Annotated in this window: 19 protein-coding genes; 14 read left to right on the top strand and 5 right to left on the bottom strand. The window is 32.9% G+C overall.

Translation table 11 applies throughout. The features are described from left to right. Positions 1-179 precede the first annotated feature (179 nt). The 3 genes from panB (at position 180) to OZP08_RS12020 (ending at position 2,224) form a co-directional block, all read left to right on the top strand. On the top strand, positions 180-998 hold the full coding sequence (gene panB, locus OZP08_RS12030) for a 3-methyl-2-oxobutanoate hydroxymethyltransferase (protein WP_268846339.1): 819 nt from the start codon (positions 180-182) through the stop codon (positions 996-998). 133 nt (positions 999-1,131) lie between these two features. Further along, positions 1,132-1,482, top strand: a complete 351-nt coding sequence (locus OZP08_RS12025; RefSeq protein WP_268846338.1) for a four helix bundle protein — start codon at positions 1,132-1,134, stop codon at positions 1,480-1,482. A 52-nt stretch (positions 1,483-1,534) separates the two neighbouring features. Then, on the top strand, positions 1,535-2,224 hold the full coding sequence (locus OZP08_RS12020; RefSeq protein WP_281321943.1) for an RluA family pseudouridine synthase: 690 nt from the start codon (positions 1,535-1,537) through the stop codon (positions 2,222-2,224). A gap of 4 nt (positions 2,225-2,228) precedes the next feature. Here the strand turns inward: OZP08_RS12020 and OZP08_RS12015 are convergent, their stop codons facing one another. Both OZP08_RS12015 and OZP08_RS12010 read right to left on the bottom strand, forming a co-directional pair. After that, positions 2,229-2,867 carry a response regulator transcription factor gene (locus OZP08_RS12015; RefSeq protein WP_268846337.1) on the bottom strand — a complete coding sequence of 213 codons (639 nt, stop codon included), beginning with the start codon at positions 2,865-2,867 and terminating at the stop codon, positions 2,229-2,231. A gap of 11 nt (positions 2,868-2,878) precedes the next feature. Continuing rightward, positions 2,879-3,670 carry a sensor histidine kinase gene (locus OZP08_RS12010; protein ID WP_281321942.1) on the bottom strand — a complete coding sequence of 264 codons (792 nt, stop codon included), beginning with the start codon at positions 3,668-3,670 and terminating at the stop codon, positions 2,879-2,881. 436 nt (positions 3,671-4,106) lie between these two features. Between OZP08_RS12010 and OZP08_RS12005 the strand changes: the two genes are divergently transcribed. From OZP08_RS12005 to ypfJ, 6 genes are all read left to right on the top strand, one after another. Continuing rightward, on the top strand, positions 4,107-4,964 hold the full coding sequence (locus OZP08_RS12005) for a caspase family protein (protein ID WP_281321941.1): 858 nt from the start codon (positions 4,107-4,109) through the stop codon (positions 4,962-4,964). Between the two features lie 40 nt (positions 4,965-5,004). After that, positions 5,005-6,012: a trypsin-like serine peptidase gene (locus OZP08_RS12000; RefSeq protein WP_268846334.1), complete on the top strand. Its 1,008-nt coding sequence runs from the start codon at positions 5,005-5,007 to the stop codon at positions 6,010-6,012. 271 nt (positions 6,013-6,283) lie between these two features. Continuing rightward, positions 6,284-7,612, top strand: a complete 1,329-nt coding sequence (locus OZP08_RS11995) for an aldehyde dehydrogenase (protein WP_268849503.1) — start codon at positions 6,284-6,286, stop codon at positions 7,610-7,612. A 222-nt stretch (positions 7,613-7,834) separates the two neighbouring features. Next, the gene (locus tag OZP08_RS11990) at positions 7,835-8,623 is read left to right on the top strand and encodes a hypothetical protein (protein ID WP_268846333.1); all 789 of its coding nucleotides are present in this window, start codon (positions 7,835-7,837) and stop codon (positions 8,621-8,623) included. A 395-nt stretch (positions 8,624-9,018) separates the two neighbouring features. Then, a complete protein-coding gene (locus OZP08_RS11985; RefSeq protein ID WP_281321940.1) occupies positions 9,019-12,714 on the top strand; it encodes a PAS domain S-box protein in 3,696 nt (1,231 codons plus the stop codon). Positions 12,715-12,725: 11 nt separating this feature from the next. After that, on the top strand, positions 12,726-13,577 hold the full coding sequence (gene ypfJ, locus OZP08_RS11980; protein ID WP_281321939.1) for a KPN_02809 family neutral zinc metallopeptidase: 852 nt from the start codon (positions 12,726-12,728) through the stop codon (positions 13,575-13,577). Between the two features lie 80 nt (positions 13,578-13,657). Here ypfJ and OZP08_RS11975 read toward each other — a convergent pair whose 3' ends face one another. Continuing rightward, positions 13,658-15,193 (bottom strand): YifB family Mg chelatase-like AAA ATPase, encoded by a 1,536-nt coding sequence (locus OZP08_RS11975; RefSeq protein ID WP_281321938.1) that lies wholly within the window; start codon positions 15,191-15,193, stop codon positions 13,658-13,660. Positions 15,194-15,388: 195 nt separating this feature from the next. Here OZP08_RS11975 and OZP08_RS11970 point away from each other — a divergent pair, with 195 nt between their 5' ends. From OZP08_RS11970 to OZP08_RS11960, 3 genes are all read left to right on the top strand, one after another. After that, positions 15,389-16,255 carry a c-type cytochrome gene (locus OZP08_RS11970; protein ID WP_268846329.1) on the top strand — a complete coding sequence of 289 codons (867 nt, stop codon included), beginning with the start codon at positions 15,389-15,391 and terminating at the stop codon, positions 16,253-16,255. Positions 16,256-16,288: 33 nt separating this feature from the next. Continuing rightward, positions 16,289-16,660, top strand: coding sequence for a nuclear transport factor 2 family protein (locus OZP08_RS11965; protein ID WP_268846328.1), 372 nt, complete (start codon positions 16,289-16,291; stop codon positions 16,658-16,660). Between the two features lie 225 nt (positions 16,661-16,885). Beyond that, positions 16,886-17,566 (top strand): aspartate/glutamate racemase family protein, encoded by a 681-nt coding sequence (locus tag OZP08_RS11960; protein ID WP_268846327.1) that lies wholly within the window; start codon positions 16,886-16,888, stop codon positions 17,564-17,566. Between the two features lie 88 nt (positions 17,567-17,654). Here the strand turns inward: OZP08_RS11960 and OZP08_RS11955 are convergent, their stop codons facing one another. Together OZP08_RS11955 and OZP08_RS11950 are read right to left on the bottom strand one after the other, a co-directional pair. Next, positions 17,655-18,830: a leucine-rich repeat domain-containing protein gene (locus tag OZP08_RS11955; RefSeq protein WP_281321937.1), complete on the bottom strand. Its 1,176-nt coding sequence runs from the start codon at positions 18,828-18,830 to the stop codon at positions 17,655-17,657. Then, positions 18,830-23,047: a DUF6531 domain-containing protein gene (locus tag OZP08_RS11950; RefSeq protein ID WP_281321936.1), complete on the bottom strand. Its 4,218-nt coding sequence runs from the start codon at positions 23,045-23,047 to the stop codon at positions 18,830-18,832. Before OZP08_RS11950 ends, OZP08_RS11955 begins: the two co-directional genes overlap by 1 nt. Positions 23,048-23,534: 487 nt before the next feature. Here OZP08_RS11950 and OZP08_RS11945 point away from each other — a divergent pair, with 487 nt between their 5' ends. Further along, positions 23,535-24,143: a GNAT family N-acetyltransferase gene (locus OZP08_RS11945; RefSeq protein WP_281321935.1), complete on the top strand. Its 609-nt coding sequence runs from the start codon at positions 23,535-23,537 to the stop codon at positions 24,141-24,143. 358 nt (positions 24,144-24,501) lie between these two features. Beyond that, positions 24,502-24,879 carry a PH domain-containing protein gene (locus OZP08_RS11940; protein WP_268846323.1) on the top strand — a complete coding sequence of 126 codons (378 nt, stop codon included), beginning with the start codon at positions 24,502-24,504 and terminating at the stop codon, positions 24,877-24,879. Positions 24,880-24,961 lie beyond the last annotated feature (82 nt).

The following is a 24,961-nucleotide window of genomic DNA, read 5'->3' as shown; positions in this document are numbered from 1 at the left end:
ATGGGAAATCTTTAAAATACTTTGGTTTAATACAAATACTGTAAATTCCCTAGTCTTCTTTTTCATATTCCTTGCAAAAATTCAATTTTAAAAAATTCAATTTATTACTTTTACACTCTCATACTAAAAATCAACACCAATCCCGAAGCATCGGGATGGTTTAAAAATCATATAAAATTATGTCTGTAGCTAAAAAAGACTATAAAAGAATAACCACAAGATCCTTAATAGAGATGAAATCCAATGGCGAAAAAATCTCTATGCTTACGGCTTATGATTATACCATGGCCAAAATTGTAGATACAGCTGGAATTGATGTAATTCTAGTTGGTGATTCAGCTTCAAATGTTATGGCGGGTCATGAAACTACTTTACCAATCACATTAGACCAAATGATTTATCATGCTTCATCTGTAGTTAGAGCTGTAGAAAGAGCTTTGATTGTTGTTGATTTACCTTTTGGAAGTTACCAATCAGATTCTAAAGAAGCTTTGCGTTCTGCTATCAGAATTATGAAAGAAAGTGGTGGTCACGCTGTAAAATTAGAAGGTGGTAAAGAAATAAAAGATTCAATTAAAAAAATCTTGAATGCAGGCATCCCGGTTATGGGGCATTTAGGATTAACACCTCAATCTATTTATAAATTTGGTACTTATACCGTTCGTGCCAAAGAAGAACAAGAAGCCGAAAAATTAATTGAAGATGCTAAATTATTAGAACAATTAGGTTGTTTCGCTTTAGTGCTTGAAAAAATACCTGCCCATTTGGCATCAAAAGTGGCTCAAAGTATTTCTATTCCTGTAATTGGGATTGGTGCTGGTGGTGGTGTTGATGGACAAGTATTGGTAATACACGATATGTTGGGTATGAACAATGAATTTAGCCCTCGCTTCTTAAGACGCTACATGAATTTATACGAAGGTATGACTTCTGCAATTAGTCAATATGTTGAGGATGTAAAATCACAGGATTTTCCAAACGAGAAAGAACAGTATTAATTTAGATTATTCGATTATTCGATTATTCGATTATTGGATAATTAGATAACTAGATTAAAATTAAATATAAAAAGCAGTATTAATTTAGACTTTTAGATTATTGGATTTCTCGATAATTCGATTAAAATAGAACATGCATAGATTTAAAGATTTAGAAATATGGAAATTAAGCAGAAAGTTTTGTTCTGAAATTTATATTATTACTGCAAATTTTCCTGAATCAGAAAAGTTTGGATTGACAAATCAACTTCGTCGTGCTTCAGTATCTGTTCCATCAAATATGGCAGAAGGTTGCTCTAGAAGCAGTAATAAGGATTTTTCTAGATTTCTTGAAATTGCTATTGGTTCTATTTATGAAATTGAAACACAATTATTAATAGCTTTCGATTTAGGCTATATTGACCAAATAAAGCTAGATGAATTATGCCTCACTATTGACAGAATCACTAAAATGACATCTAAATTTCGTTCTACGTTAAAATAGATTTCTATTTTTCTAACAATCGAATTATCTAATAATCTAACAATCCTTTCTTTTGAAAATAATTTCAAATAAAAATAATCTCCAAATCCTACACGAAGACAATCACCTTATAGTGGTAAATAAACGTGTAGGTGATATTGTGCAAGGTGACAAAACCGGTGACAAACCTCTTAGTGATGTTGTCAAAGAGTACATCAAAGATAAATACAATAAACCAGGCGAAGTATTTCTTGGAGTGGTTCACAGATTAGACAGACCTACTACCGGAATTGTAGTGTTTGCCCGTACCAGCAAGGCCTTGAGTCGTATGAATGAGTTATTCAGTAATAGAGAAACTCAAAAAACATATTGGGCAGTTGTCAAAAACAAACCTGCCAAAAATGAAGATACCCTTGTTCATTACATCAAAAGAAACGAAAAGAACAATACTTCAAAAGCGCATCTCAAAGAAGTTCCAGATAGTAAATTGGCTAGTTTAGAATACAAAATCATCAAAGAACTCGATAATTATGTTGGACTGGAAATTCAATTACATACAGGCAGACACCATCAAATACGAGCACAGCTTTCAGCAATTGGCTCCCCAATTAAAGGAGATTTAAAATATGGCTCTGACAGGAGTAATCCTGATGGAGGAATTCATCTACATGCCCGAAAATTGGTATTCACTCACCCTGTTTCAAAAGAAAAGATAACTATTATTGCTCCAGTTCCGGAAGATGTAATTTGGAAAGCGATTTAACAAACTATACGCAAACAATTTTATTTTTCATTGCATAAAGCACTAGTCCTATTCTTGTTTTTATTTCTAATTTTTGAAATAAATTTTCTCTATAACCATCAACCGTTTTGGGACTTAAGTGCATTTCTACAGCAATTTCATTGTATGTTTTTTCAGTGCAGGCCAATTTTATAAACTCTACTTCTCTCTCTTTTAGGAATACTCTATTATGGCCATTCCTCAGCTCATTTATCAGACAACTTGAAATTCTTTCTGAATAATAGAATCCTTTATTATAAACTTCAAGTAATGCTTCTCTGAATTGATTGGGAGAAGTATCCTTCAACAAATAACCTTTAACCCCATCCGCCATCATTTTCATTATTGTATTCTCATCATCATTTACGGATAAAACTATAACTTTTAAATTTGGATGATTTTCTTTAATCCATTTCATTGTTTCTACCCCATTCATTATAGGCATATTTATATCTAACAATATAACATTTGGCATCAAAGTTTCTTCAGAAAGTGCACTTATAAACTCTCTCCCATTGCCATAATTTCCAATCACTTCAAATTCTTTAAAACTTCCGACCAAATAGGATAATGATTCAGAGAACAATACATGATCATCCACTATTATAATCTTAATTTTATCCATAGTTTTATTTTTTAAGATTGCACTTTAATTGGATAATCTATTGTTAGCTTAGCCCCTTTACCAAATTCTGAATATATCGATAAAGTAGCCCCAATTAATTTGGCTCTATTATTCATGTTAAAAATTCCAGATCCATTTGTGGAATTATGAAAATTGAAACCTCTACCAGAATCTATTATATTGACCTTGCAATTAATATCAGTGAATAAAATGTCTACCAAAATTGTTTTGCTATATGAATGCTTCAAAATATTTGAGATGGCCTCTTGCAAGATTCTATAAATAATAGTTTCGTGCTCTTTATTTATCTTCTGAACCTTACCTTCTATATTGAATTTACATTGCATCTTTTTTAACCTTCCTATCCTATCTAAATCTTCAGAAATTGTATCAATAAAATTGGACTGAATAGCTATATCTCCATTCATTAACTTAGTCAAAACTCTAATTTCATTAAGAGATTTAGTGATCAAATCTTTTATTTCAACTAAATCATTTTTAGAATAATTTTCTTCATTCTCAATAAGAACATTCATCTCCATTAAAGCCACGGAGAGTATCTGCCCTATATTATCATGCAGTTCTCTACTGATATTAGTCAAGGTCTGCTCTTTAATCTCTATTTTAGAATTCATTAATTCAGATTGAAACAACAATTCAGTTTCAATTTTATCAATCAAAAACTTGGATTTTTTTTTCTGAAAATAAAAAAACAAGAAAAATAATGTTGCCAAAAATGCCAACAACACAATACTAAATAGGACCATCAATAATTGTATTTCATCTTGTTCTATTCTCTCCATATAAATTCAATTACAAGGCTACATATTATTAGTAAATATAAGAAAAATAACATTATATCAACAAATCAAAACCTTGTAATGCACTATAAGTCAGAATAATAAATATAATCTAGTATAAAACAAGGGGAATGCAAAAAAATTAGCGCATCAAGAATAAATCAAAATCAAGAAAAACTAGCCTCACTTTATTCTTTTAAAAAGTATTTTACCTCATTATTAGCTTAAAAAAGCCCGTCAAGGGGAAAAACCCCCTTTTTCAAACCGTAAAAACACCTTCATCAAAAACACGATAATCTACTCTATTTCAAAACATTAAATATTACAAACTTTACATCTGCCTAATTTTTAAAAAAATTAGAATTAAGAATAAAAGCAATTGAGTGTATACCTCATAATCTAAAAAAGCATAGCAATTAAATCTTTAAAACTATAAAATATGGCAAAAAAAGCAGTAGTAGTAGGCATTAATGATTATGCCCCTACAGGAATGGGTGGACCTGACCTAAATGGTTGTGTTAATGATGCAAGAGACATGGCAAATACATTAGTAATTTGCGGATTTACACCTTCAAACATTAGAATCTTAACCAATCAAAATGCTACGAAAGCAAACATTGTTAGCTATTTAAATTGGCTTTTAACTAGTTCTACAACAGGTGACTCTCTTGTATTCTATTATTCAGGTCACGGAACCAGAGTTGCAAATATTGGTTCAGATTTAGAAATAGATGGTCTTGATGAGGCTATTTGCCCTCACAATTATACTACGGCTGGGGTACTAAGAGATGATGATTTCAAAACAATATTTGACACTAAATTAAAAGCTGGTGTAAACCTTGAAGTAATTTTTGATTGCTGCCATTCAGGATCAGGAACCAGAAAAATTGAAATAGATGAGTTTGGAGAACCTTCAAATGAATCAGCTCGTTATATTTCTCCAATGCTTGAGGATGAATTTTACTTTAGTTATTCGAAAGATATAAAACTAAAAAAACCGAAAAAAAATGGCGAAAAAATCATATCAACAAAAGCCTTAGTTCCGGTTGCTGGTATGAATCATACTCTTTGGGCTGCATGTAAGGACAACCAAGTTTCTATGGAAGGGAATATTGGAGGACAAACCAGAGGATATTTTACTTATCACTTCTGCAAAATATTAAGAGCAACAAGTGGTAGTATATCAAGAAAACTACTTGATTCACAAACTGCAAATGCATTGTCTGCTATGGGAGCTGCTCAAGTAAATCAAACAGAAAGTACCTCAGTTGAATTTAGTCAAAAAATATTTACATAAAATAAATAATAAATAATTAATTAATTTAAAAACTATAAAAATGAGCACAAGAATCAGCAACCCAATGTCAATGGACGAAGTTAGAAAACTTAAACCCATTAAAGCAAAAGCGTCTGAAAACACTTCAGATACAGAAAAGTTAATTAATATAAAACCTGAAACAGTAACCGTTAATGGTTTGCGCTTTCCTAAAGGTACAAAAACGGTTGGAGTTCCTTTAGCAGGTGTAAAAGACACCGCTGAAATAACAGAAACAGATCATTTCTATCCAACACATGCCGATTTTGAATTTCTAGCAAAATTAGAGCCTAAAAAAGACCGTAAGCCTAAATATATTGAAAGAGATGAATTCTTTTCTAGCAATGGCGAAAAAACTATTTTTGGACCAGACCAAAGAAAAGTGTACTATTCTACTGCTTATCCTTGGAGATGTGTTGGTAAAGTAGAAAGCCCACTAGGTTCAGGAAGTGGTGTAATGATAGGACCAAGACATCTTCTTACTTGTTCACATATCGTTGACTGGCAAGCTAATAATACTACTGGATGGTTAAAATTCACACCTATGTATTATAACGGTAGTGCGCCTTATGGAAGTGCTTGGGGAACACTAACTTATTACAAATATAAAGTTGCTGGACCAACTATTGATGGTACAGAAGTACAATATGATTATGTTGTTATTGTATTAGATAGAGCTATAGGAAACAGTACTGGATGGTTAGGTTCAAAATCTTATTCTGATTCTTGGGATGGTGGTGCTTATTGGACACACGCTGGTTATCCTGCAGATTTGACAGGAACACAAAGACCTACATACCAAACTGATATTTCATTAGATGGTGATTTTTGGAGTGCTGATGATAATGAAAGTATGACACATCATGGAGATGTATGGCCAGGACAAAGTGGAGGCCCATTCTGGGGATACTGGGATGGTAGTCCATATGCTGTTGCCACACAAAGTGCGCATAACTCAAGTAACAACCTAGCTAGTGGTGGTTCTGACTTGGTTGATCTTGTGAAAAGAGCAAGAAATGAACACCCATAAAAATCAATAGCCAATATAAAAGCCAATTTTAAAATTTAAAATTGGCTTTTTTTATTATCTAAAAAATGCATCACAAAAAATTTTTAGATAATAATAGTATCACAGAAAACCTTTACATAGAAAAAGAAATTGATTCTAATTAGAAATAAAACAAAAGTTAGGCAAAATATAACACCTTGTTGCAGAGTCGTTTTGATATTTTATAGAAAAAAAATATTATATATTAATTATAAAATTTAACTTGCATTATACTAAACAATGTGTTTCTATGATGAGTTACAAATTAAATGTTGGTTCAAGGAAAGAGGCTTTGATTAAGCTGTTGGATGTAATTATCAAACATGAAAATAAAATCATTCAAGCCTTACATGAAGATTTCAAAAAATCTCCTTTTGAATCAGTTCTTACAGAAACCAGTTATGTAATTTCTGAACTAAAAGATACTATAAAGAACATTAAAAGTTGGGCAAAACCCAAAAGAGTTCTTCCATCACTACTAAACTTTCCTTCTACAGATTATATTTTTAAGGAGCCTTATGGTAAAGTTCTAATTATTGCTCCTTGGAATTATCCTTTTCAACTAGCTCTTTGTCCATTAATTGCTGCAGTTGCCGCAGGCAATCAAGTGGTTTTGAAACCTTCTGAATTGACTCCAAAAACATCCGAAATCATCGCAGAAATCATTGAAAAAGCATTCCAGCACAATCATGTAAAAGTGATAGAAGGTGGTGTTGATGTCTCTCAAAAATTATTGGCACAAAGATGGGATTATATCTTTTTTACAGGTAGTGTTCCTGTTGGTAAAATCGTAGCCAAAGCAGCTGCCGAAAATCTTACGCCTGTAACACTGGAACTTGGAGGTAAAAACCCATGCATTATAGACGAAACTGCCAATTTAAAACTAGCCGCCAAAAGAATTGTTTGGGGTAAATTTTTGAACGCTGGTCAAACCTGTATTGCCCCGGATTATATCTTGATACAGGAAGACATGAAAAGTCATTTTGTAGATTATCTTAAAAAAGAAATTACAGCAGCATACGGAAAGGACCCAAAATTATCCCCTGATTTTCCAAGAATTGTCAATGAAAAAAACTGGCATCGATTAGTGAGTAAAATCGAACCCCAAAAAGTAATTTTTGGAGGCGTAACCGATGTTGAGGATTGCTACATCAGCCCAACACTTATTGACGAAAACTCTTTTGACAGTTTATTGATGGAAGATGAAATTTTTGGTCCAATATTACCCATACTGACTTATAAAGAAGAAGATGAAATAAGTGCCATACTTTCTAAATACGAAAAGCCATTGGCCTTATACGTATTCACTGATGATAGAAAATTTGCAAAAAAAATAATTACAACCCATTCCTTTGGAGGAGGTTGTGTAAATGAAACAGTAATGCATTTTTCTAATAACAGACTCCCGTTTGGAGGTGTAGGTCATAGTGGTATTGGCGCTTATCATGGTAAGCTAAGTTTTGATATTTTCTCCCATCATAAAGGAGTCACAAAAAAAGCAACTTGGCTAGACTTACCTATGCGATATGCTCCATATAAAAACAAATTAGCATCAATCAAGAAATTATTAAAATGGTTGTAAAAACCTGAGCAAACCATATCCCTTTTCGTGACATACAACTGTACCTTAGAAGGTTTTGATTGTTAAAAAATAAAAAAACACTAAATTTGACTCTTTTTTTAGAAATAAAAACAATACTGGGATGTTGAATACGAGAAGAAGCCAATGATTAAGAGCATCTTTCCAAAACATACTCTAAAGTATAACCAAACCAAAAAAACTTATAAACCAAGATAATAAAAAATGAATCCATTAAAAGAAAGATTACAAGATATTGAAAAAAACGGGTACCAATTAGATTTTGGAGATGTATTCAATCATGCCTTCGAAAATTATAAAAAAATTGCTTTGTATGCTGGATTAGTACTATTTGTATTTTCTATTTTATTTGGGATTTTTGCAATAGGAGCGCTAATCACTTTTTGGGGCGCTGACTTAATTACGCAAAAATTAAATCCTGAAAATTTAAAATCAGAAAACTTATCTGGTTCATCATTGTATATCTATAGCGGTGCTATTCTAATAGTGGCTAGTTTATTAGCTCCATTTCAAGCTGGATTTCTTAAAATGGCAGATTGCGGAGAAAAAGACGAAGAATTTCATATCAGCACACTTTTTAGCTATTATCAGCTCCCATACGTTATGGAAATCATTATATCTACTATTATAATTTCCTCAATTAGTTTTTTACAAGCAATAGTATTTACTCAACTAAAATTAGAAATACTTGGTAATCTTATTTCCTATTTTATATCATTCCTTACTATCCTAACCATTCCGCTTGTTATTTTTGGTAATTTAAAAGCCGTTGAAGCTATAAAATACAGTATTCTAATTGTACTAAAAAAACCCTTAATCTTATTAGGCTTAATAATTGTGGCACTTATTGGCTCAATGGTAGGTTTTATTGGATGTTGTATTGGAGTATTTTTTACACTCCCATTTATGTATTCAATGAATTATGCTATATACAATGCTATTGTAGGTGTTGATTTTCAAGATAAATTTGAAGAAACTAATTTTGTTTTATAAATTTATGTAATATACTTTTCAAAATATTTATAAAAAAAACTTAAATGAAAATTATGTTATCATGCTATAACATATTATCGTATTACTTCAACTTTTCTATTTCTAGTTTAGTTTCTGTTCCTATGGACACAAAGGTAGAAGTGACGCATTTAAACAACTTTATATTTAGCAATAAGGTATTGTTTCCTATGCTTTTTGTTTTTTTTATTGGATTAACAGTCAGTTTATTAAAAATTAATTCAATTATAAAAAACCCTGAAAACCATCCAAATTTAAATTCAGACAAAAGAGAATATCAACTCTATTTATTATTTATTGGATTTATAGTCCCTCTCATAGAAATCATTTTCGAAATTTACCACATAAGACATAAAAGCCTATTAATCAATAATTTCATGATAGGAATAAGCTTTTTAGTCCTGTTTGTAATTAGCAAAAAATCGAACTATGTCTATAACAAAATTCGGGAAATCTATATTACAATATTCTTTTTATATTATTTATTAATCTGTTATAACATTATTTTTTTACCAGAGGATACGATACCCAATTATGCTTTTATTGTCGCATATTTCTTCTCATATATTGTTCTTAAGCCAGTAAAAATATATTGGGCATTTTCGGGATTTATTTTAACATTCTTAATTACAATCTACTTATTTGACTTGGTTCCCATTAAGAGAAGCATAATACTTTTTAATTATGCAGTAATTGTTTTTATAATAAATCACATCAGACATACAGCAACAACAAAAATTAGAAATAAATTCCTCTTTGCCAATGAAATAGTCAATAAAGGTAATTCTCTAACAATAGCTACTAATAAAAATGGTGAATTGACCTTTTGTAGCGATAGCATAACTCCTATATTGGGCTACTCCCCTACAGAAGTTATGGGGCTCGGATTTTGGCAACTTACAGAAGATCCTGAATATATTGGCAAAGATTATTATAAAAACTATGTTGACAGCCGAATGTATATCAGAAAACTAAAGTGTAAAAATGGAGAATACAAATTTATCCAATGGTTAGACAAACAGTTTTCTGAAGAATTAATTATTGGAATCGGGCAAGATGTTACCAACGAAACCATATTAAGAAACCAGTATGAAGTCTTAATACAAACTGCTGTTGATTTCATTTTTGAAGCAGATGAAAATGGCTATTTGACTTTCATAAATGATTATGCAATTAAAGTTTTAGGCTATACCAAAGATGAGATACTACATCAGCATTTTTCAACTCTAATTAGAAAAGATTACATCACCAATACGATGAGTTTTTATCAAAACATCTTAGATATTGAAGAAAACTTTACAACCTTAGAATTCCCTATTATTAAAAAAGACGGCAGTGAAATATGGATTTCCCAAAATGTCTTTATAAGACGAAATAGTTTTGGTGCAATCAATGGCTATTCAGGTATTGCAAGAGATATCACTCTATTTAAAAATATTGAAGAAGAAAAAACAAGAAGACAGGATAAAATAAAAAAATACAGTAAAGCATTAAAAGATATTGCCTTATTGAATCACACCAATACTGGTACTTTCGATAGTTTTATAAAAAGTATTTTAAAAATTATAAATAGAACCGTAGAGATAAATCGCTCTAGTTACTGGGAATATTTTTCAGATAGAATTGTTTGTAAAAACCTCTATAATTCCGATAAAAAGGTTTATCAAAGAGGAGCCATTTACTATAAAATTGACAACCCTAGTTATTTCGAAAAAATAGAACATGAACTACAGGACGTAGACTCAAACATTCGTTCCAATATACTCAACAATCAGATAAATGTAAAGTACATTAACAAATACAACATATTTTCTGTATTAGACACCCCTATCTTTATAGACGGTGAATTAAAAGGCATTATTTCGTTTGAAACGACTAAAAAAACAAAAAATTGGGATAATGAAGACATAAACTTTGCCAAATCAATTTCTGATTTAATTATAATTGCACTAGCTTCAGAAATGCGATTAGAAATAGAAAGAAAACTGGCTTATAAAAGTGAATTGCTATTAGTAATCAATAAGAACACCAATACCTTTTTATTAAAAAAGAATTCAAGCGATATTTTCAAAGGAATCATTAACGAAATCGGAAAAGTAACCAAAGCTGAGCGTATTTCTTATTTCAAAAAAAGCCCCAAAACCAATTTATTCAATCAAAGATACAGATGGACATACGAACTTCAAAATTTTGACGCAGTAAACAAAGACTTACAAAATATGTCTTTTTCTGATTTTGATGATATAAAAATGTACATGACTCCGGACATGTACATTCATACTACGGTTAGCAAGACGACAGATGAAAGGATAAAACAATTTATAAACCAATTAAGTATAAAATCTATTTTGCTAATACCTCTGTATTTAAAAAATGATTTACATGGTTTTTTTGTTTTTGATGATACCACTACTGAACGAGATTGGAGCAGTGATGAAATTTCAATTTTGCAATTATTGGTAAAAAACATTTCATCCTCACTAGAAAGAAATATCAACGAATCAATCATCGAAGAAAGCGAAGAACGATTTAGATTGCTGGCCAATAACATTCCTGGCACTGTATACTTATCCAATTACGATGAGAAATATACCAAAATGTATATTAATGATGAGATAGAAAAACTTACAGGCTATCCTAAATCAGATTTCTTAGAAAATAAGATATTTTTTGTCGATTTAATAGTGCCGGAAGATATCGATGAAGTTCATCGTGAGAATTTTATTGCTTTGGAAGAAGGAAGACCTTTTCATGCCATTTACAGAATAAAGCACAGAAACAACTCTATAGTTTGGGTCGAAGAATTTGGAGATCGCATTATCAAAGATGGAGAAATATCATTCATGGAAGGTATCTTTATTGATATAACAGAGAAGAAAAGCAATGAAACAATACTAAAGGAAAAAGAAGTAGCAGAAGCTGCCAATAAAGCAAAATCTGAATTTCTTGCCAATATGAGTCATGAAATCAGAACTCCGCTTAATGGAATAATTGGCTATACGGATTTGTTGATGAACTCAAAATTAGAAACTTTCCAAAAACAATACATGAAAACCATCAATCAATCTGCCAATATATTGATGGAAGTCGTAAATGACATCTTGGATTTTTCTAAAATTGAATCTGGAAAACTAGAACTAAATGTAGAGAGACACAGCATTGACAATCTGGTTAATCAAATAAAAGAATTAATAAACTATCAGGCAAATTCTAAAAATCTAGAAATAAACTATATCATCAATGAGGATGTACCGAAATATATTTGGGTAGACTACATTCGTTTAAAACAAGTTCTGATCAATCTATTAACCAATGCAGTCAAGTTTACCAGTGATGGAAAAATAGAACTCACCATTTCTGCTTTAAAAGCAGAAAAATCCCAAACATTGCTACGCTTTTCAGTAAAAGATACCGGAATTGGAATTCGGGAAAGTAATCAAAAGAAAATATTCTACGCATTTTCACAAGAAGACAGTTCTACAACTAAAAAATTTGGCGGTACAGGATTAGGATTGGCTATTTCTAACCAATTACTGGCTTTAATGAATAGCACATTACAAATTGACAGTCAATACAATATAGGAAGTACCTTTTACTTTGATGTGCTATTAAAAAGTTCTAATAAAGATAAAAAGACTATTCTATCAGAAGAAAACAATCTCTCAACTCAGGAAGAAAGCAAAATAATTTTAAAAAACGAACAGCCCAAAATATTGATTGCAGAAGATAACAAAATCAATATGTTGTTAACTAAAACGTTATTAAAACAAATTATTCCAAAATGCGTTATTTATGAATCCGAAGATGGTGAAAAAGCAATTGCCAAAGCAATCGAAATAAATCCAGATGTTATCTTAATGGATATACAAATGCCATTGATAAATGGATACGAAGCCACTAAAGAGATTAGAAAATTGAGCCAGTCAAAAGACACACTTATCATTGCTCTAACTGCAGGTACAGTAGTAGGTGAAAAAGAAAAATGCATAGAGGCAGGAATGAATGATTATTTATCAAAACCCATGGTAAAGAAATCTCTTAAGGATATATTAGAAAAATGGTTACATATTTAAACTAAATCAACATGAAATGGATTGGCAGAAGACAAAGTGATAATGTAGAAGACCGAAGAGGAATGTCCTCTGGTGGCAAAACTATTATAGGTGGTGGAATTATAGGAATTATCATTTTACTCCTTAATGTCTTTGGTGGAGAAAAAGCACAAATGATAACCCCTATATTAGAACAATTCAACCAACAACAAACTACTCAAACAGAAGCTAGAGCTCTAACTCCCGAAGAAGAAAAACTGGGAGAATTTCCTAAAGTTGTTTTTGCAGATACAGAGGACGTTTGGACCAAAATATTCGAAGAAAACAATATGGAGTATATAAAACCAAAAATGGTTTTATTTACCGGATCGGTAGAAACTGCTTGCGGTGGAGCTTCCTCCGCTTCGGGACCATTTTATTGTCCTGGAGATCAAAAAGTCTATATGGATTTGGCTTTTTTTGATGAATTGCAAACCAAATTTGGAGCTTCGGGTGGTGATTTTGCAACGGCTTATGTCATTGCACATGAAGTAGGGCATCATATACAAACATTACTAGGAACGTCAGCAAAAGTGCGTCAAGCCCAAGAAGGAAAAAGTGAAGCAGAAGCTAATAAATTATCTGTTGCCTTAGAATTACAAGCCGATTTTTATGCAGGTGTTTGGGCAAAACACAATCAGGAAAACCTTGATATTGGCGATATCGATGAAGCCTTAAGTGCGGCACAAGCCGTTGGAGACGATGCCATCCAAAAAAGAATGCAAGGTCATGTTGTACCAGAATCTTTTACGCACGGAACATCAGAACAACGCAAATATTGGTTTATGAAAGGATATAAAACAGGAGATATTAGTCAAGGAGACACTTTCTCCGAGTTAAAATAGTGATTACACAATCATAATTCAAAAACAGAAACTAAAAGACAGAATTTTAGTTTCTGTTTTTTTTTAGAACCTAAAAGCCACTACCCCAGCCAACCGTCACGATCCAAACTTCTATATTGAATCGCTTCGGCAATATGACCTGAAACTACATGGGGAGCAGCATCCAAATCGGCTATCGTTCTGGCCACCTTCAAAATTCTATCGTAGGCCCTAGCCGAAAGATTCAGCCGTTCCATAGCATTTTTTAGTAATTCCTTTGATACATCATCCAATGCACAATGTTCCCGAATGTGCTTGGTGTTCATTTGAGCATTGTAATGTATATTATCCATTGTTTCAAATCGTACAGCCTGAATTTCACGTGCCAATGTTACTCTTTTACGAATATCCACACTGCTTTCAGCTTTTCGATCATCGGATAATTTATCAAAAGGAACAGGAGTAACCTCAATATGAATATCGATTCTATCCAATAAAGGTCCAGATATTTTACTCATATACCTTTGCATTTCATGAGGTGAAGAAGTTTGTGGCGCATCTGGATCATTAAAAAAACCACTCGGACTTGGATTCATACTAGCCACTAACATAAATGAAGACGGATAGGTCACGGTAAACTTGGCTCGTGAAATTGTTACTTCCCGATCCTCCAGCGGTTGACGCATTACTTCGAGTACGTCACGTTTAAATTCCGGTAATTCATCCAAGAATAAAACACCATTATGCGCCATTGATATTTCGCCGGGTTGCGGATAGCCCCCACCTCCTACTAATGCCACATTCGAAATAGTGTGATGCGGGCTGCGAAAAGGCCTTTGATTCATCAAACCTACTTCTTTTAACTTTCCGGCTACGCTATGAATTTTAGTTGTTTCTAATGCTTCTCTTAAAGTCATAGGTGGTAAAATACTAGGCAATCTTTTGGCAAGCATTGTTTTTCCAGCACCAGGAGGTCCAATCAAAATAATATTATGACCTCCGGCTGCGGCAATCTCCATGCAGCGTTTGATGCTTTCTTGTCCCTTGACATCTGAAAAATCGAATTCAGGGAAATCCAGTGTTTTATAAAACTCCGCTCTGGTATCTATAGTCGTGGGTTCCAGTGTTCCTTTTCCTTCCAAAAAATCGATCACTTCCTGTACATTAGAAACTCCATAGACATCCAATCCTGCCACAATTGCGGCTTCTTTAACATTTTGTATCGGAAGAAAGAAGCCTTTGAATCCTTCTTCTTTAGCTTTTATGGCAATGGGCAAAGCGCCACGAATAGGCTGTAAACTTCCATCAAGGGATAATTCTCCCATAATGATGTATTTCTCAACCTCTGTAGTTTTTATTTGTTCTGAAGCAACTAAAACGCCTATAGCTAAAGTCAAATCATAAGCTGAACCTTCTTTACGCAAATCGGCTGGCGCCATATTGATTGTGATTTTCTTGCCAGGCATGGCATAGCCATTATTCTTAAGTGCTGCTGCTATCCGATAACTGCTTTCTTTGATGGCATTATCCGGTAAACCAACCAAATGATAGCCAATCCCTTTATCCATATTGACTTCAACGGTAATAGTAGTAGCTTCAACTCCAAAAACAGCACTTCCGTAAACTTTGATTAACATATGTCTTTTTTATTTAAATGTAATCCTTTTTTTATTATCAATAAAAAACAAATAACTAAAATTCCTACTATTTATTGTTTTACAAATAAGATAAAAGCCAAAACTTTAATTTGTAGAAATTCAAAAATTTTCTCACAATACAATTTATTTAAAACTTTGTTTATCTTTATGCTTCATTTGTTCACTCCATAAAATATGAAATCAACTACAAATAATTTATTTATCTCCTTTCTGGTAATTTGCATTTTCATTTCTTGTAATAAAAAAAAGCAACAAGAAATAGATAAATCAAATACAAATCAAACTTCAACTTATACTATAGATAAAACATTAAAAGAATCTGAATATCATATAGATTTATTAAATCTAAAAACTAAAAACAAACTTGGATCAGATACCTTAGTGACTGTCACAAACGATCCTGTTTATCACAAAACAAAAAGATACCAAGCCGTTAATGCTTTGACACTTATTACAAGCGAAATAGATTTAAGTAAAGTTGATACTAAAGACACAAAAATAGTTTTCGAATGTATTGATGGCTATAAACCAGAAATGCCTTTGGCATTATTTTTAGCATCCAAACCATACTTGGCTTATAAAGACCTAGATACTAAAGGAACCGACTGGGAACCAATATCAAAAAACGGAAATAAAATGGATGCTGCTCCCTTTTATCTCGTTTATACAGATGCTCCAGCTGATGATGATCATTATAAATGGCCATACAATTTAATTAAAATACATTTGGAACCAATTGATAAGTCAAAAGCAGATTTATATCCTAAAGAAATATCTAAGGTTACAGGCTATAATTTATTTCAAAACCAATGTATTACATGTCATGCAATAAATGGAATTGGTGGCGAAATGGGTCCAGAACTCAATTACCCGAAAAGCGTAACAGAATACTGGATTGAAAACGAATTAGTAGATTACATCGTAAATCCGGCATCCTTTAGAAACAAAGTCAAAATGCCAACATTAGGAATCACAAAGCAACAATCCCAAGAAATTGTTGAGTACTTGAAATACATGGCTAAAAATAAAAAACAAAATTAACAAACTCAATACTCACAAATAATCAAGACAGCAATGACCCGAACAGAAAGAATAAATCAAGCCATAACCCATTTTGTAAAAGGTGGTGACACTAGTGACGTACAATTATTGGATAAAGTACTTCATAATGATTTTAGAGTTACTAATAATGGTTTTATGGGAATTCCAGGAATAACAATTATTGATAAACAAAAGTATCTATCAAATATAAAAGAAGGTATTTTTGGCGGATTACCAAGAAAAATGATTGTTGAAAGTATTGATGAAAGCGACTCTATCGCGATGGTAAAACTTCGTTTAGAAAGTGCCGAAAATTATTTTATTTCCTATAATTCTCTCATATTAGACACCGATAATGAATGGAAACTCATCAATAATCTTGCTGTTGTTGAAGCAAAAAAATAAACTTCAAAATATTTTTCAAGAACAACCTCGTTTAAAAGGATTTAAACGAGGTTTTATTTTTAAGTAAAAAGAGTACTTGTGGAGATTCTATTTTAATTTGTATTTTCGTTTAGCGCGAGATAGGCTACAATAAATTCACAATCTCGCCAAGCACTACCGGAATATTGGTTATAACTTTAGATTGGCACTATAAAATAAAATCAACAAACAGGCTATAAAACATTTATGAAAAAGATTGGATTAGTGGGTGGAATAAGTTGGGTATCAACAATGGATTATTATAAGTTTATAAATGAAGGTGTAAATTCAAAATTAGGTGGTTTAAATTTTGCGGAATGTGTCATTTATTCTTTAAACTTTGGAGACATTCAAGCCAAAAGCTGGGACAATTCTTTTGAACTATTATTGAATGCTTGTGATAGCTTGAAAAAAAGCGGAGTAGACAGCATCGTTTTGTGTGCAAATACTGCACATCTCTTTGCAGACAAACTTCAAGAAAAAATCAAATTGCCAATTATTCATATTGGAACAGAAACTGCAAAAGCCATAAATAAACAAGGGCTTAAAAAAGTAGGTCTTTTGGGGACAAAGTTCACAATGGAAATGGACTTTTATAGAAACAAACTTGAAGAGTATAGTCTCGAAGTTATAATACCAGAAAAACAAGAAACCAGAGATTACATTCAACACACACTAAAAGAAGAATTAGGAATTGGTCTTATCAACCCTAAAACCAAATCAAATTACATCGCTATTGCAAAAGAGCTGATTAACTCTGGAGCTGAATGCATTATTTTAGGCTGCACAGAAATACCAATGCTAATAAACCAAGATGACTTTGCAGTACCCATTTTTGACACAACAAAAATACATTCCCAAGCAATTGTGGAATATATAGTTTCCTAAAATTGGGACATTAAAAGCTGTTAAAAAATCCGTAATTTCTTCAAAATATAAATCATCCTTCAAAGCCCAAAGACTTTGAAGAGTAAAACTACATTATTCTTTGGGAAAAATCATTGATCGTAAGAGAACTGGAAAATCCCAACCCTTTAATACGATTTAAATATTCTTCTTTGATTTCTTTACAATATTTTTCAATATTTTCTATATCACCAAAAGCAAAACTTAGAGGTTCTAAATTAAGTCCTCCGCCTTCATGATTATAAACAATTTTAATGTTTTTGGGATTTTTTATATTATAGTCTATTACATCATTAAAACCAATATCTACAATACATTCTTTTTCAATTCCAATAAAACTATCTTCCTCAATAACAGAAAACTTATTATTACGTAAATCGATATATTCTAGATTTTTTAAATTTTTAATCCCTTCTATCTTTGATATATTATTTGTGGCAAGATTCAACATTGTGAGATTACTTAATCCTTCCAACCCTTCTATTTTTGAAATCTCTGTTTCACTTAAATCTAATACTTCTAATTTTTTTAAATCATCTAAGTATTCTATTTTTTTTATTTCACTTGCGCTATTTAACAAAAGCTGTTTCAAATTAGTCATTTTTTTTAGTCCTTCAAATGACTCTACTATACAACAACTTAAATTTAATTTTTCCAAATTTTTCATTCTTTCCAATCCTAATCTATTGAAATCCAAATCAAAGCAAGAAGTAAGATCTATATGATTAATATTATCTAATTCTTCAATATCTTCAAAACTTATGATTTTTGTTTTTCTTAAATTTAATTTTTTCAGTTTTTTTAGATGTTCTAAACCCTGAATGGATTTTATTTCAGTATAATCTAAACTTAAAGAACATAAATTTTGAAGATATTGAATATTTGCAAATTTAGAATCAGAATCCACATCAGTAGCTGATAAATCTAATTCCTGTAAATTCACTAAGTTTTCAATACCTTCTAGATTTGATAATGGATTAATACTTAAATCTAATTTTTTAAGTTGTTTAAAAACGCTTATACTTTTAATAGTATTGATTTCACAATCTTGTAAAAATAAATCTTCTAAATTATCAGATATAGGTAATAAAAAATCAAGAGTATTCATTGGAATTCCTTGCAAACGTAAAGTTGTTATGTTACCATCTTCATCTGTTGTGTAAGTATTTTTGAAATCAATTGGTTCTTCAGATTTGATCATTTCAATATCAAATTGATTCTCAATTCTTTTTATAAAATTTTTCATTATTTACATCCTTCTAAATTACTAAACCTTTCAAAATTAGTTTTCCCTTCTATTGATATACTAGGATTTACTTTCCTAATGATAGATTCAATATATCTAAAACAATCATATTGATTAAGTTTATATTCTTTACCATTAAATTCTTTAGTTGCTCTTGATATTGCGTTATCTAATGATTTACGACTTACACCTTTTATTGTTCTTTTGTCTGCTGTATCGATATCATCAAGAGATATTCTAGTATTTGGTCCACTTTTGATTACAATTCTTTCATTACGACCTACCGTTTCTATTGTTAAATGTGTCATTTGTTGCCTTCCTTTAGGATCATTATAAATTAATCTATAATGATTTCGAGTGCCAAAATCTGTATCTTGTCTAATAATAGTGATGTCGATTTCGTCTAGTCCTAAAACATCAAATCTTGTATTACTATCTTTTACATAAGCGTAAAAATTTGGGTTATTTCCAGCCAATCCGATAGGGTCTTGAGAAATATACAATCCTGAACTAGCATCATAATACCTAAAACGGTTATAATACAACTTAGTTTCTATATCTTCATATTGCCCCAATTGTCTAAAAGGTATAAAACTTCTATCACCTTTTAAGTTTCGTAAGCCACCGTAAATGTCATAATCAGTTTCCCAAACTAACTCACCAGTTTCATTATATGCCTGTACAGGACGACCAATGTAATCATTTATAATACTGTACTTATTATCTCCAACAATCTTAGCACTCGGTACAAAACTTCCTCCTTCGTACACCCAAGTGATTAATTTTTCAACTGGTTCAGATTTGTCATAGACCAGATCATCACCATCAACGATGAGTTTTGGTCTATCCTTTAAGTCATACTTCCATTCGTGAATAAGAACGTTGCCATCCCAAACATAACGATTTATTTCTTTGCTTGCAATTTTTGCGGTGCGTCTTCCTAAAGCATCGTATTCAAAACTCACGACTTTGCCATCAGGGTTTGTTACGCTTTCGAGCATTCCGTTGGCAAGCCAAGTATAAGTGGTATCGCCGCTTTGCCACTGTTCGTGCTCTTGTTGTAATCTTGTTTCTTCTTCTTTATTACCAATAAGTTTATCAAACATATTGGTTGGTTTCTCAAAAACTAGTGGTTTACTAATATCGCGTGGACTTTTGTGTATCAGGCTGCCTAGTTCGTCGTATTTGTAATAGTATTTTTCGTCTTTCAGCAGTTTGCCCCCTTTGCCATACGTACGGTCGCTGCGGTCATGGGTTTTGTAGAGATTCCCCACTACATCAGGGGTTTTATATAATTCCCCTTTACCATCGTAATCAGCTCTGGCAAGATTACCAAACGCATCATAATCAAAATAGGTCATACTTTTGGTAAGCTGGTTTACTGCACTGCGCAGCTGCTGGTTGGTGTCCCAGTTGTAATAACGGGAGCCCGTACGTTTGCCGTTAGCAAAGACTTCCTGTTCTTTTTGCTTACCACTGCTATTATAGCTGGTTTTTATGTGTAGCCCTCCTGTGGCGTAACGCTCTATCTCACGCCCCAATTCGTCTCGTTTTAGAGAGGTCTCCCAAGTCTTATGCTGCTCTTTGAGTTCATTGCTTTGGGCTTCTATACGCTCGAGTTGTCCTTTTTTGTCATAATGGGTGTTTATGTTAGCGCCCAATGTAGTGCTAATATTGATTCGCTGCCCTAAGTCGTTGTAAGTTGAGGTAAGGATTATGGCATTCTCATCTTTATCTAAAGCTTGCTTTTGGGTTTCCTGTACAACGCGTCCGTTGGCATCTCGCTCTAAGCGTATGCTCACGTTTTGGTTAGTGGCTTCTATTAAGAGTCCGTTTTTGTTATAGGTGTAAGTTTCCCAACTACCATCATGATAATCGGCTCTGGTGATGCGTCCCAAAGCATCCTGTTCGTACTCGGTATACTTCCCGCTTCCGTGGTCTATTCGGGTTATTTCACCTACCAAGTTACAGTTGATTTTTTTTACGATGCCGTCAAAAGCGGTTTCTTTTATGATATGTCCAGCCTTGTTTCGGTCAAAAAAATAGGCTTCGTTGTCTTCATTTTTTATGCTTGTTAGCTGTTCCATCTTGTCGTAGTCAAAACGTACTTTCACGCCGTTTTGTTCTCTGCTGGCAAGACTTCCCATTGGAGTATAACTAAACTTGATACTGTTCTTGCTGTCCTTTAGAGCTATTACTTCATCATAATTGTTGTAACTAAACTCTATGATGTTACTGTCTCTCTCCACAATTTGTTGCACTCTGTCCAGAGCATCATAGGTAAAGTAATCCGCCATTTGCATCGGAGTATAGACCGCTCGTACACGCCCTCTATGGTTGTACTCCCAAGATTTTAATTTTTGGTCGTTTTCTCTCCATTCTACTAGGTTGTACTGCTGGTCGTAAACTAATTCGAGTTGGTTGTTGTTTTTGGCTACAGTTGCCAATAGCCCGTTTTTATTATAGGTAAAATGGGTACTGGTCTTGTCTGGCGCTATTATGGTTTTGAGCTGGTGTGCTTTTTCATCATTATACAAATAGATTGTTTTTTGTCCTTCCGGGTCTATGGCTATCGATGGACGATTCTCGTCATCATACAACATCATTTCTTCGGTACCATCTGGATAGGTAGTGCCTGTTTTATTCCCCATATCGTCGTAACTGAATCCAGTGATGCGACCTTCCTGATCGATCTCGCGATACAGTTCCATAAACTCAGTATAATCATAAAAAATGCTGTTGCCCATTGGGTCTTTTATCTGGGTTATAAGCTGGCTTGGTTCGTAATAATAGGTGGTTACCGCTCCGTTGGCATCAGTATTCCGGTTATAACCTTCTTCAGTATGGTATTCGATCCAGCCTTCCTGCCAGCCGCCATCTCCCCAAGTATGAATACACCTGTTTTGTGCATCATACTCCCAGTAAAAGGTTTGTCCGTTGCGGTCGGTTTTCTTAACCATCAAATGGTTTTCAAATTCAATGACTGTTGGATTTTTTAAAGCATCAAGAATCGCTACCATATTGTAGTCCTCATCGTACTCATAAGCCACTAATAGTTCATCCTGTTCTGGGGCTATGAGTTCCAGTTTTTGGATGAATCCATACTTGGTGCTTACTTTTATTTCTCTACCCGAGACATCAATAATTTTACTTAAACTATATCCTGTGAATTCAAAAACGATAGCTAAACCATCATGATTGGCTATTTGTGTGAGTTGGTATTTTTTGCCATCAAACAGGGTAAAATCATAAAAAAGTCTGCTGTCATGATCGTAGGCCTGGTAACCGTTTGGAGTTCTTTTTAGAGTTGTTTTTTCCTCACGCAGGTAAAATTCTTCTTCCTGTATCAAGGCAGGAAATGCTACGAGTCTACCGTCCTCCATACGAAGTCCCAAAGCATCCTCTTCGGGATATAATTCTACCGCACGATCATAATTACAGTGTACGCCATGGCCGAGCCAGCCTACATAATCAGAATCGGAATACCAGCTGCGTTTCCAGTTAAGGGAGATGGGGCTTGTAATATCAAAATCACTGCCTTCATAAATCACTGCCCCATTTATAAGGTTTACAGGGTCATGGGCACATTTTCGGAGTGGCTCTTTAAGTCCTTTGGGACTTTTTGATCCTTTCAATTTAAACTTTTTAGCAAGGCCTCTTAACTTTTTTAATAGCGTACTAAACCCTATACTGGCCAGTAAGCCCGTAAGCATTCCTCCCCAATCCGGTGGATAAGGCCCACCTATCTTTACGGGTTTTCCGGTAGGAATTGGCAATGAAAATGAGGTTGGGGCAAATAATGTTGGCGCAAAGGGCAACATTTTCTTGCCTACTTTGACTTTTCCTACTGATAGCGATAACGGAAGTCCTATATCATTACAGGTCATCAGCATATGTCCTTTAGGACTCATTCGGGTACCATCTGAGTAAACGGTTTTCGAAGCAAAAAAGTTCATACTCTCGTGCCCGATAATCGGTGTCATAAGCCATGGCGGTGTAAACAATGGAATATGCACTAATGGAATTATAATCCCGCTGGTGTCAGAATTCCCGCGTTTAAAACCATTTACATGTACATTAGTACCTAAAAACGGAATATAATCAAAAGGGTCAATGACTATACCTATGTAGGGATGAAATGGATTAAAAGGGGGCAAAGTCGTAAAATGGATATCTATACCCACCACAATGGTCAAATGATTATCGGTTAGTAACATAATTAATAGGGGCTTAATAATTATTTTTCTAGTTTTTATTTTGGATTGTGCTTCTAATTTTCTTCAGAACTAATCACTATCTTACCGTATTAGCAATAATTTAGCAAATAATATGTTTTTATCTAAGAGAAATACGGAATTGCAAATTGCAGCAAATATATTACAAAATGACTCATGTGTAAACATATTTGTAAGTTTTTAACTAAAATTTAAAGAATGAAAATATTTACATAACAAAACAGGTAGACATAACAATAAGATCATTTAATATCTATTTTATAATAATGTAAATCATATATCAAAATATTAAGGATCGTCAATTCAATGATTAGACCAAATCATAAGTAAAAACATAATTTCAAAAAAAATCGTATTTTCGTTTAGCGGAGGTCGTCTACAATACATTCACCAATCTCAACAAACAACTGAACACTAACAATCAACAATTACAAGGATTTACAACAGTTCTGATCTAAATAAAACAAGGATGACAAAAACAAAACAACCCATAGACCATGAGTTTTTGAACCAACTGACTTTTGAACCATTATCAAAAAACAACTGGGCTAAATTTGTTCAGCTTTTTGGCAACAAAGGCGCTTGTGGCAACTGTTGGTGCATGTCATTTAGACTCAAAAAACAAGATTTTGACGAAGGCAAATCAAATAATGGCAACAAAACTGCTATGAAAGAACTTGTTTGGAGCGATAAACCAACTGGGATTCTTGGTTTTTATGAAGGACAACCCATCGCTTGGTGTGCATTTGCTCCACGCGAAGATTTCTTAAAGCTTGAAAACTCCAGAGTTCACAAACGAATTGATAACAAAGCGGTTTGGTCAATCCCCTGCTTTTTTATTGACAAAAATTTTAGAAGATTAGGTGTTTCTGTCGAACTCTTAAAAGCTGTTGCCAAATATGCACAACATGAAAAAATAAAAATCATAGAAGCATACCCAACCATCCCAACACAAGAAAAACTTCCTGACGCATTTGCCTGGATTGGACTGTATAAATCTTTTGACCGTGCCGGTTTTACAATTGTAGACAGAACCTCAAAAAACAGACCTATGGTTCGCTTTTATACAGATAAATAAACTATCAATTCTACAATCTCAATAGAAATCTAAAATTACAAAAAAGACAAAACCTCGTTTCCCCCTATGTCTCTTGTACATGCTCGCGTAAGGGATAAAAGCAAGCTACCAAAGTAGCGCGGATAGCCCGACCGCCGCTAGAGAAAAGGGCAATGCCGACAAAGTAACTAGCCCTTTTTTCTAGCGGGGGTTACGCCCAAATGAAATTTATATTTTTTATTCTTCAGTTCTATTTTGGCTTTAAAATTTAATCAAAAGAGCTACTCTTTTTTGATGGAATACCAATTTTGTTAGGAATTATAGTTTTAAAACAAGTAAATTAATTTAAATTTGATACTCATAACTTAAAGAAAATACAATGGGACTATTTAATGCCATTATGGGCAATGCATCGGAAGTAAATATCGAAAATCTTTCGAAAGAATTTGAACCTTTAATGATAGATGGCGAAAGAATTGAAAAAGGATACAAAGTAATCAAGGATATGTTTGTTTTCACAAATAAAAGACTGATTTTGGTCGAAAAACAATTGGTAGGAAGTAAAGTTGATTATCTTTCGATTCCATACTCATCTATAAAAAAATTCTCTAAAGAAAGCGCCGGAATCCTGGACATGGATGCCGAGTTGAAGATTTGGTTAGCTGGTGAAGACACTCCTATTGCGAAACAATTTGGTAAAGGAGGCAACAATATCAATGAAGTATACCAAATATTGAGTCAACATATATTGAAATAATTTTAGATTGCAGATTTTAGAGTGTAGATTTTGGAATATGGGATTTTAAATCTAAAATCTACACTCTAAAACCTACATTCAT

The sequence above is a fragment of the Flavobacterium aestivum genome, assembly GCF_026870175.2.
Taxonomy (GTDB): domain Bacteria; phylum Bacteroidota; class Bacteroidia; order Flavobacteriales; family Flavobacteriaceae; genus Flavobacterium; species Flavobacterium aestivum.
This window is presented reverse-complemented; position numbering and strand designations above follow the sequence as displayed.

Bases quoted from the DNA above. Each gene is read 5' to 3' on its own strand.
- OZP08_RS11940 (WP_268846323.1), top strand. From the start codon at position 24,502: ATGGGACTATTTAATGCCATTATGGGCAATGCATCGGAAGTAAATATC.
- OZP08_RS11975 (WP_281321938.1), bottom strand. From the start codon at position 15,193: ATGTTAATCAAAGTTTACGGAAGTGCTGTTTTTGGAGTTGAAGCTACT.
- OZP08_RS11970 (WP_268846329.1), top strand. From the start codon at position 15,389: ATGAAATCAACTACAAATAATTTATTTATCTCCTTTCTGGTAATTTGC.
- OZP08_RS12000 (WP_268846334.1), top strand. From the start codon at position 5,005: ATGAGCACAAGAATCAGCAACCCAATGTCAATGGACGAAGTTAGAAAA.
- OZP08_RS12015 (WP_268846337.1), bottom strand. From the start codon at position 2,867: ATGGATAAAATTAAGATTATAATAGTGGATGATCATGTATTGTTCTCT.
- OZP08_RS11950 (WP_281321936.1), bottom strand. From the start codon at position 23,047: ATGTTACTAACCGATAATCATTTGACCATTGTGGTGGGTATAGATATC.
- OZP08_RS11985 (WP_281321940.1), top strand. From the start codon at position 9,019: ATGATAGGAATAAGCTTTTTAGTCCTGTTTGTAATTAGCAAAAAATCG.
- OZP08_RS11995 (WP_268849503.1), top strand. From the start codon at position 6,284: ATGAGTTACAAATTAAATGTTGGTTCAAGGAAAGAGGCTTTGATTAAG.
- OZP08_RS11960 (WP_268846327.1), top strand. From the start codon at position 16,886: ATGAAAAAGATTGGATTAGTGGGTGGAATAAGTTGGGTATCAACAATG.
- OZP08_RS11955 (WP_281321937.1), bottom strand. From the start codon at position 18,830: ATGAAAAATTTTATAAAAAGAATTGAGAATCAATTTGATATTGAAATG.
- OZP08_RS11965 (WP_268846328.1), top strand. From the start codon at position 16,289: ATGACCCGAACAGAAAGAATAAATCAAGCCATAACCCATTTTGTAAAA.
- OZP08_RS12005 (WP_281321941.1), top strand. From the start codon at position 4,107: ATGGCAAAAAAAGCAGTAGTAGTAGGCATTAATGATTATGCCCCTACA.
- OZP08_RS12010 (WP_281321942.1), bottom strand. From the start codon at position 3,670: ATGGAGAGAATAGAACAAGATGAAATACAATTATTGATGGTCCTATTT.
- ypfJ (WP_281321939.1), top strand. From the start codon at position 12,726: ATGAAATGGATTGGCAGAAGACAAAGTGATAATGTAGAAGACCGAAGA.
- OZP08_RS12025 (WP_268846338.1), top strand. From the start codon at position 1,132: ATGCATAGATTTAAAGATTTAGAAATATGGAAATTAAGCAGAAAGTTT.
- panB (WP_268846339.1), top strand. From the start codon at position 180: ATGTCTGTAGCTAAAAAAGACTATAAAAGAATAACCACAAGATCCTTA.
- OZP08_RS11990 (WP_268846333.1), top strand. From the start codon at position 7,835: ATGAATCCATTAAAAGAAAGATTACAAGATATTGAAAAAAACGGGTAC.
- OZP08_RS11945 (WP_281321935.1), top strand. From the start codon at position 23,535: ATGACAAAAACAAAACAACCCATAGACCATGAGTTTTTGAACCAACTG.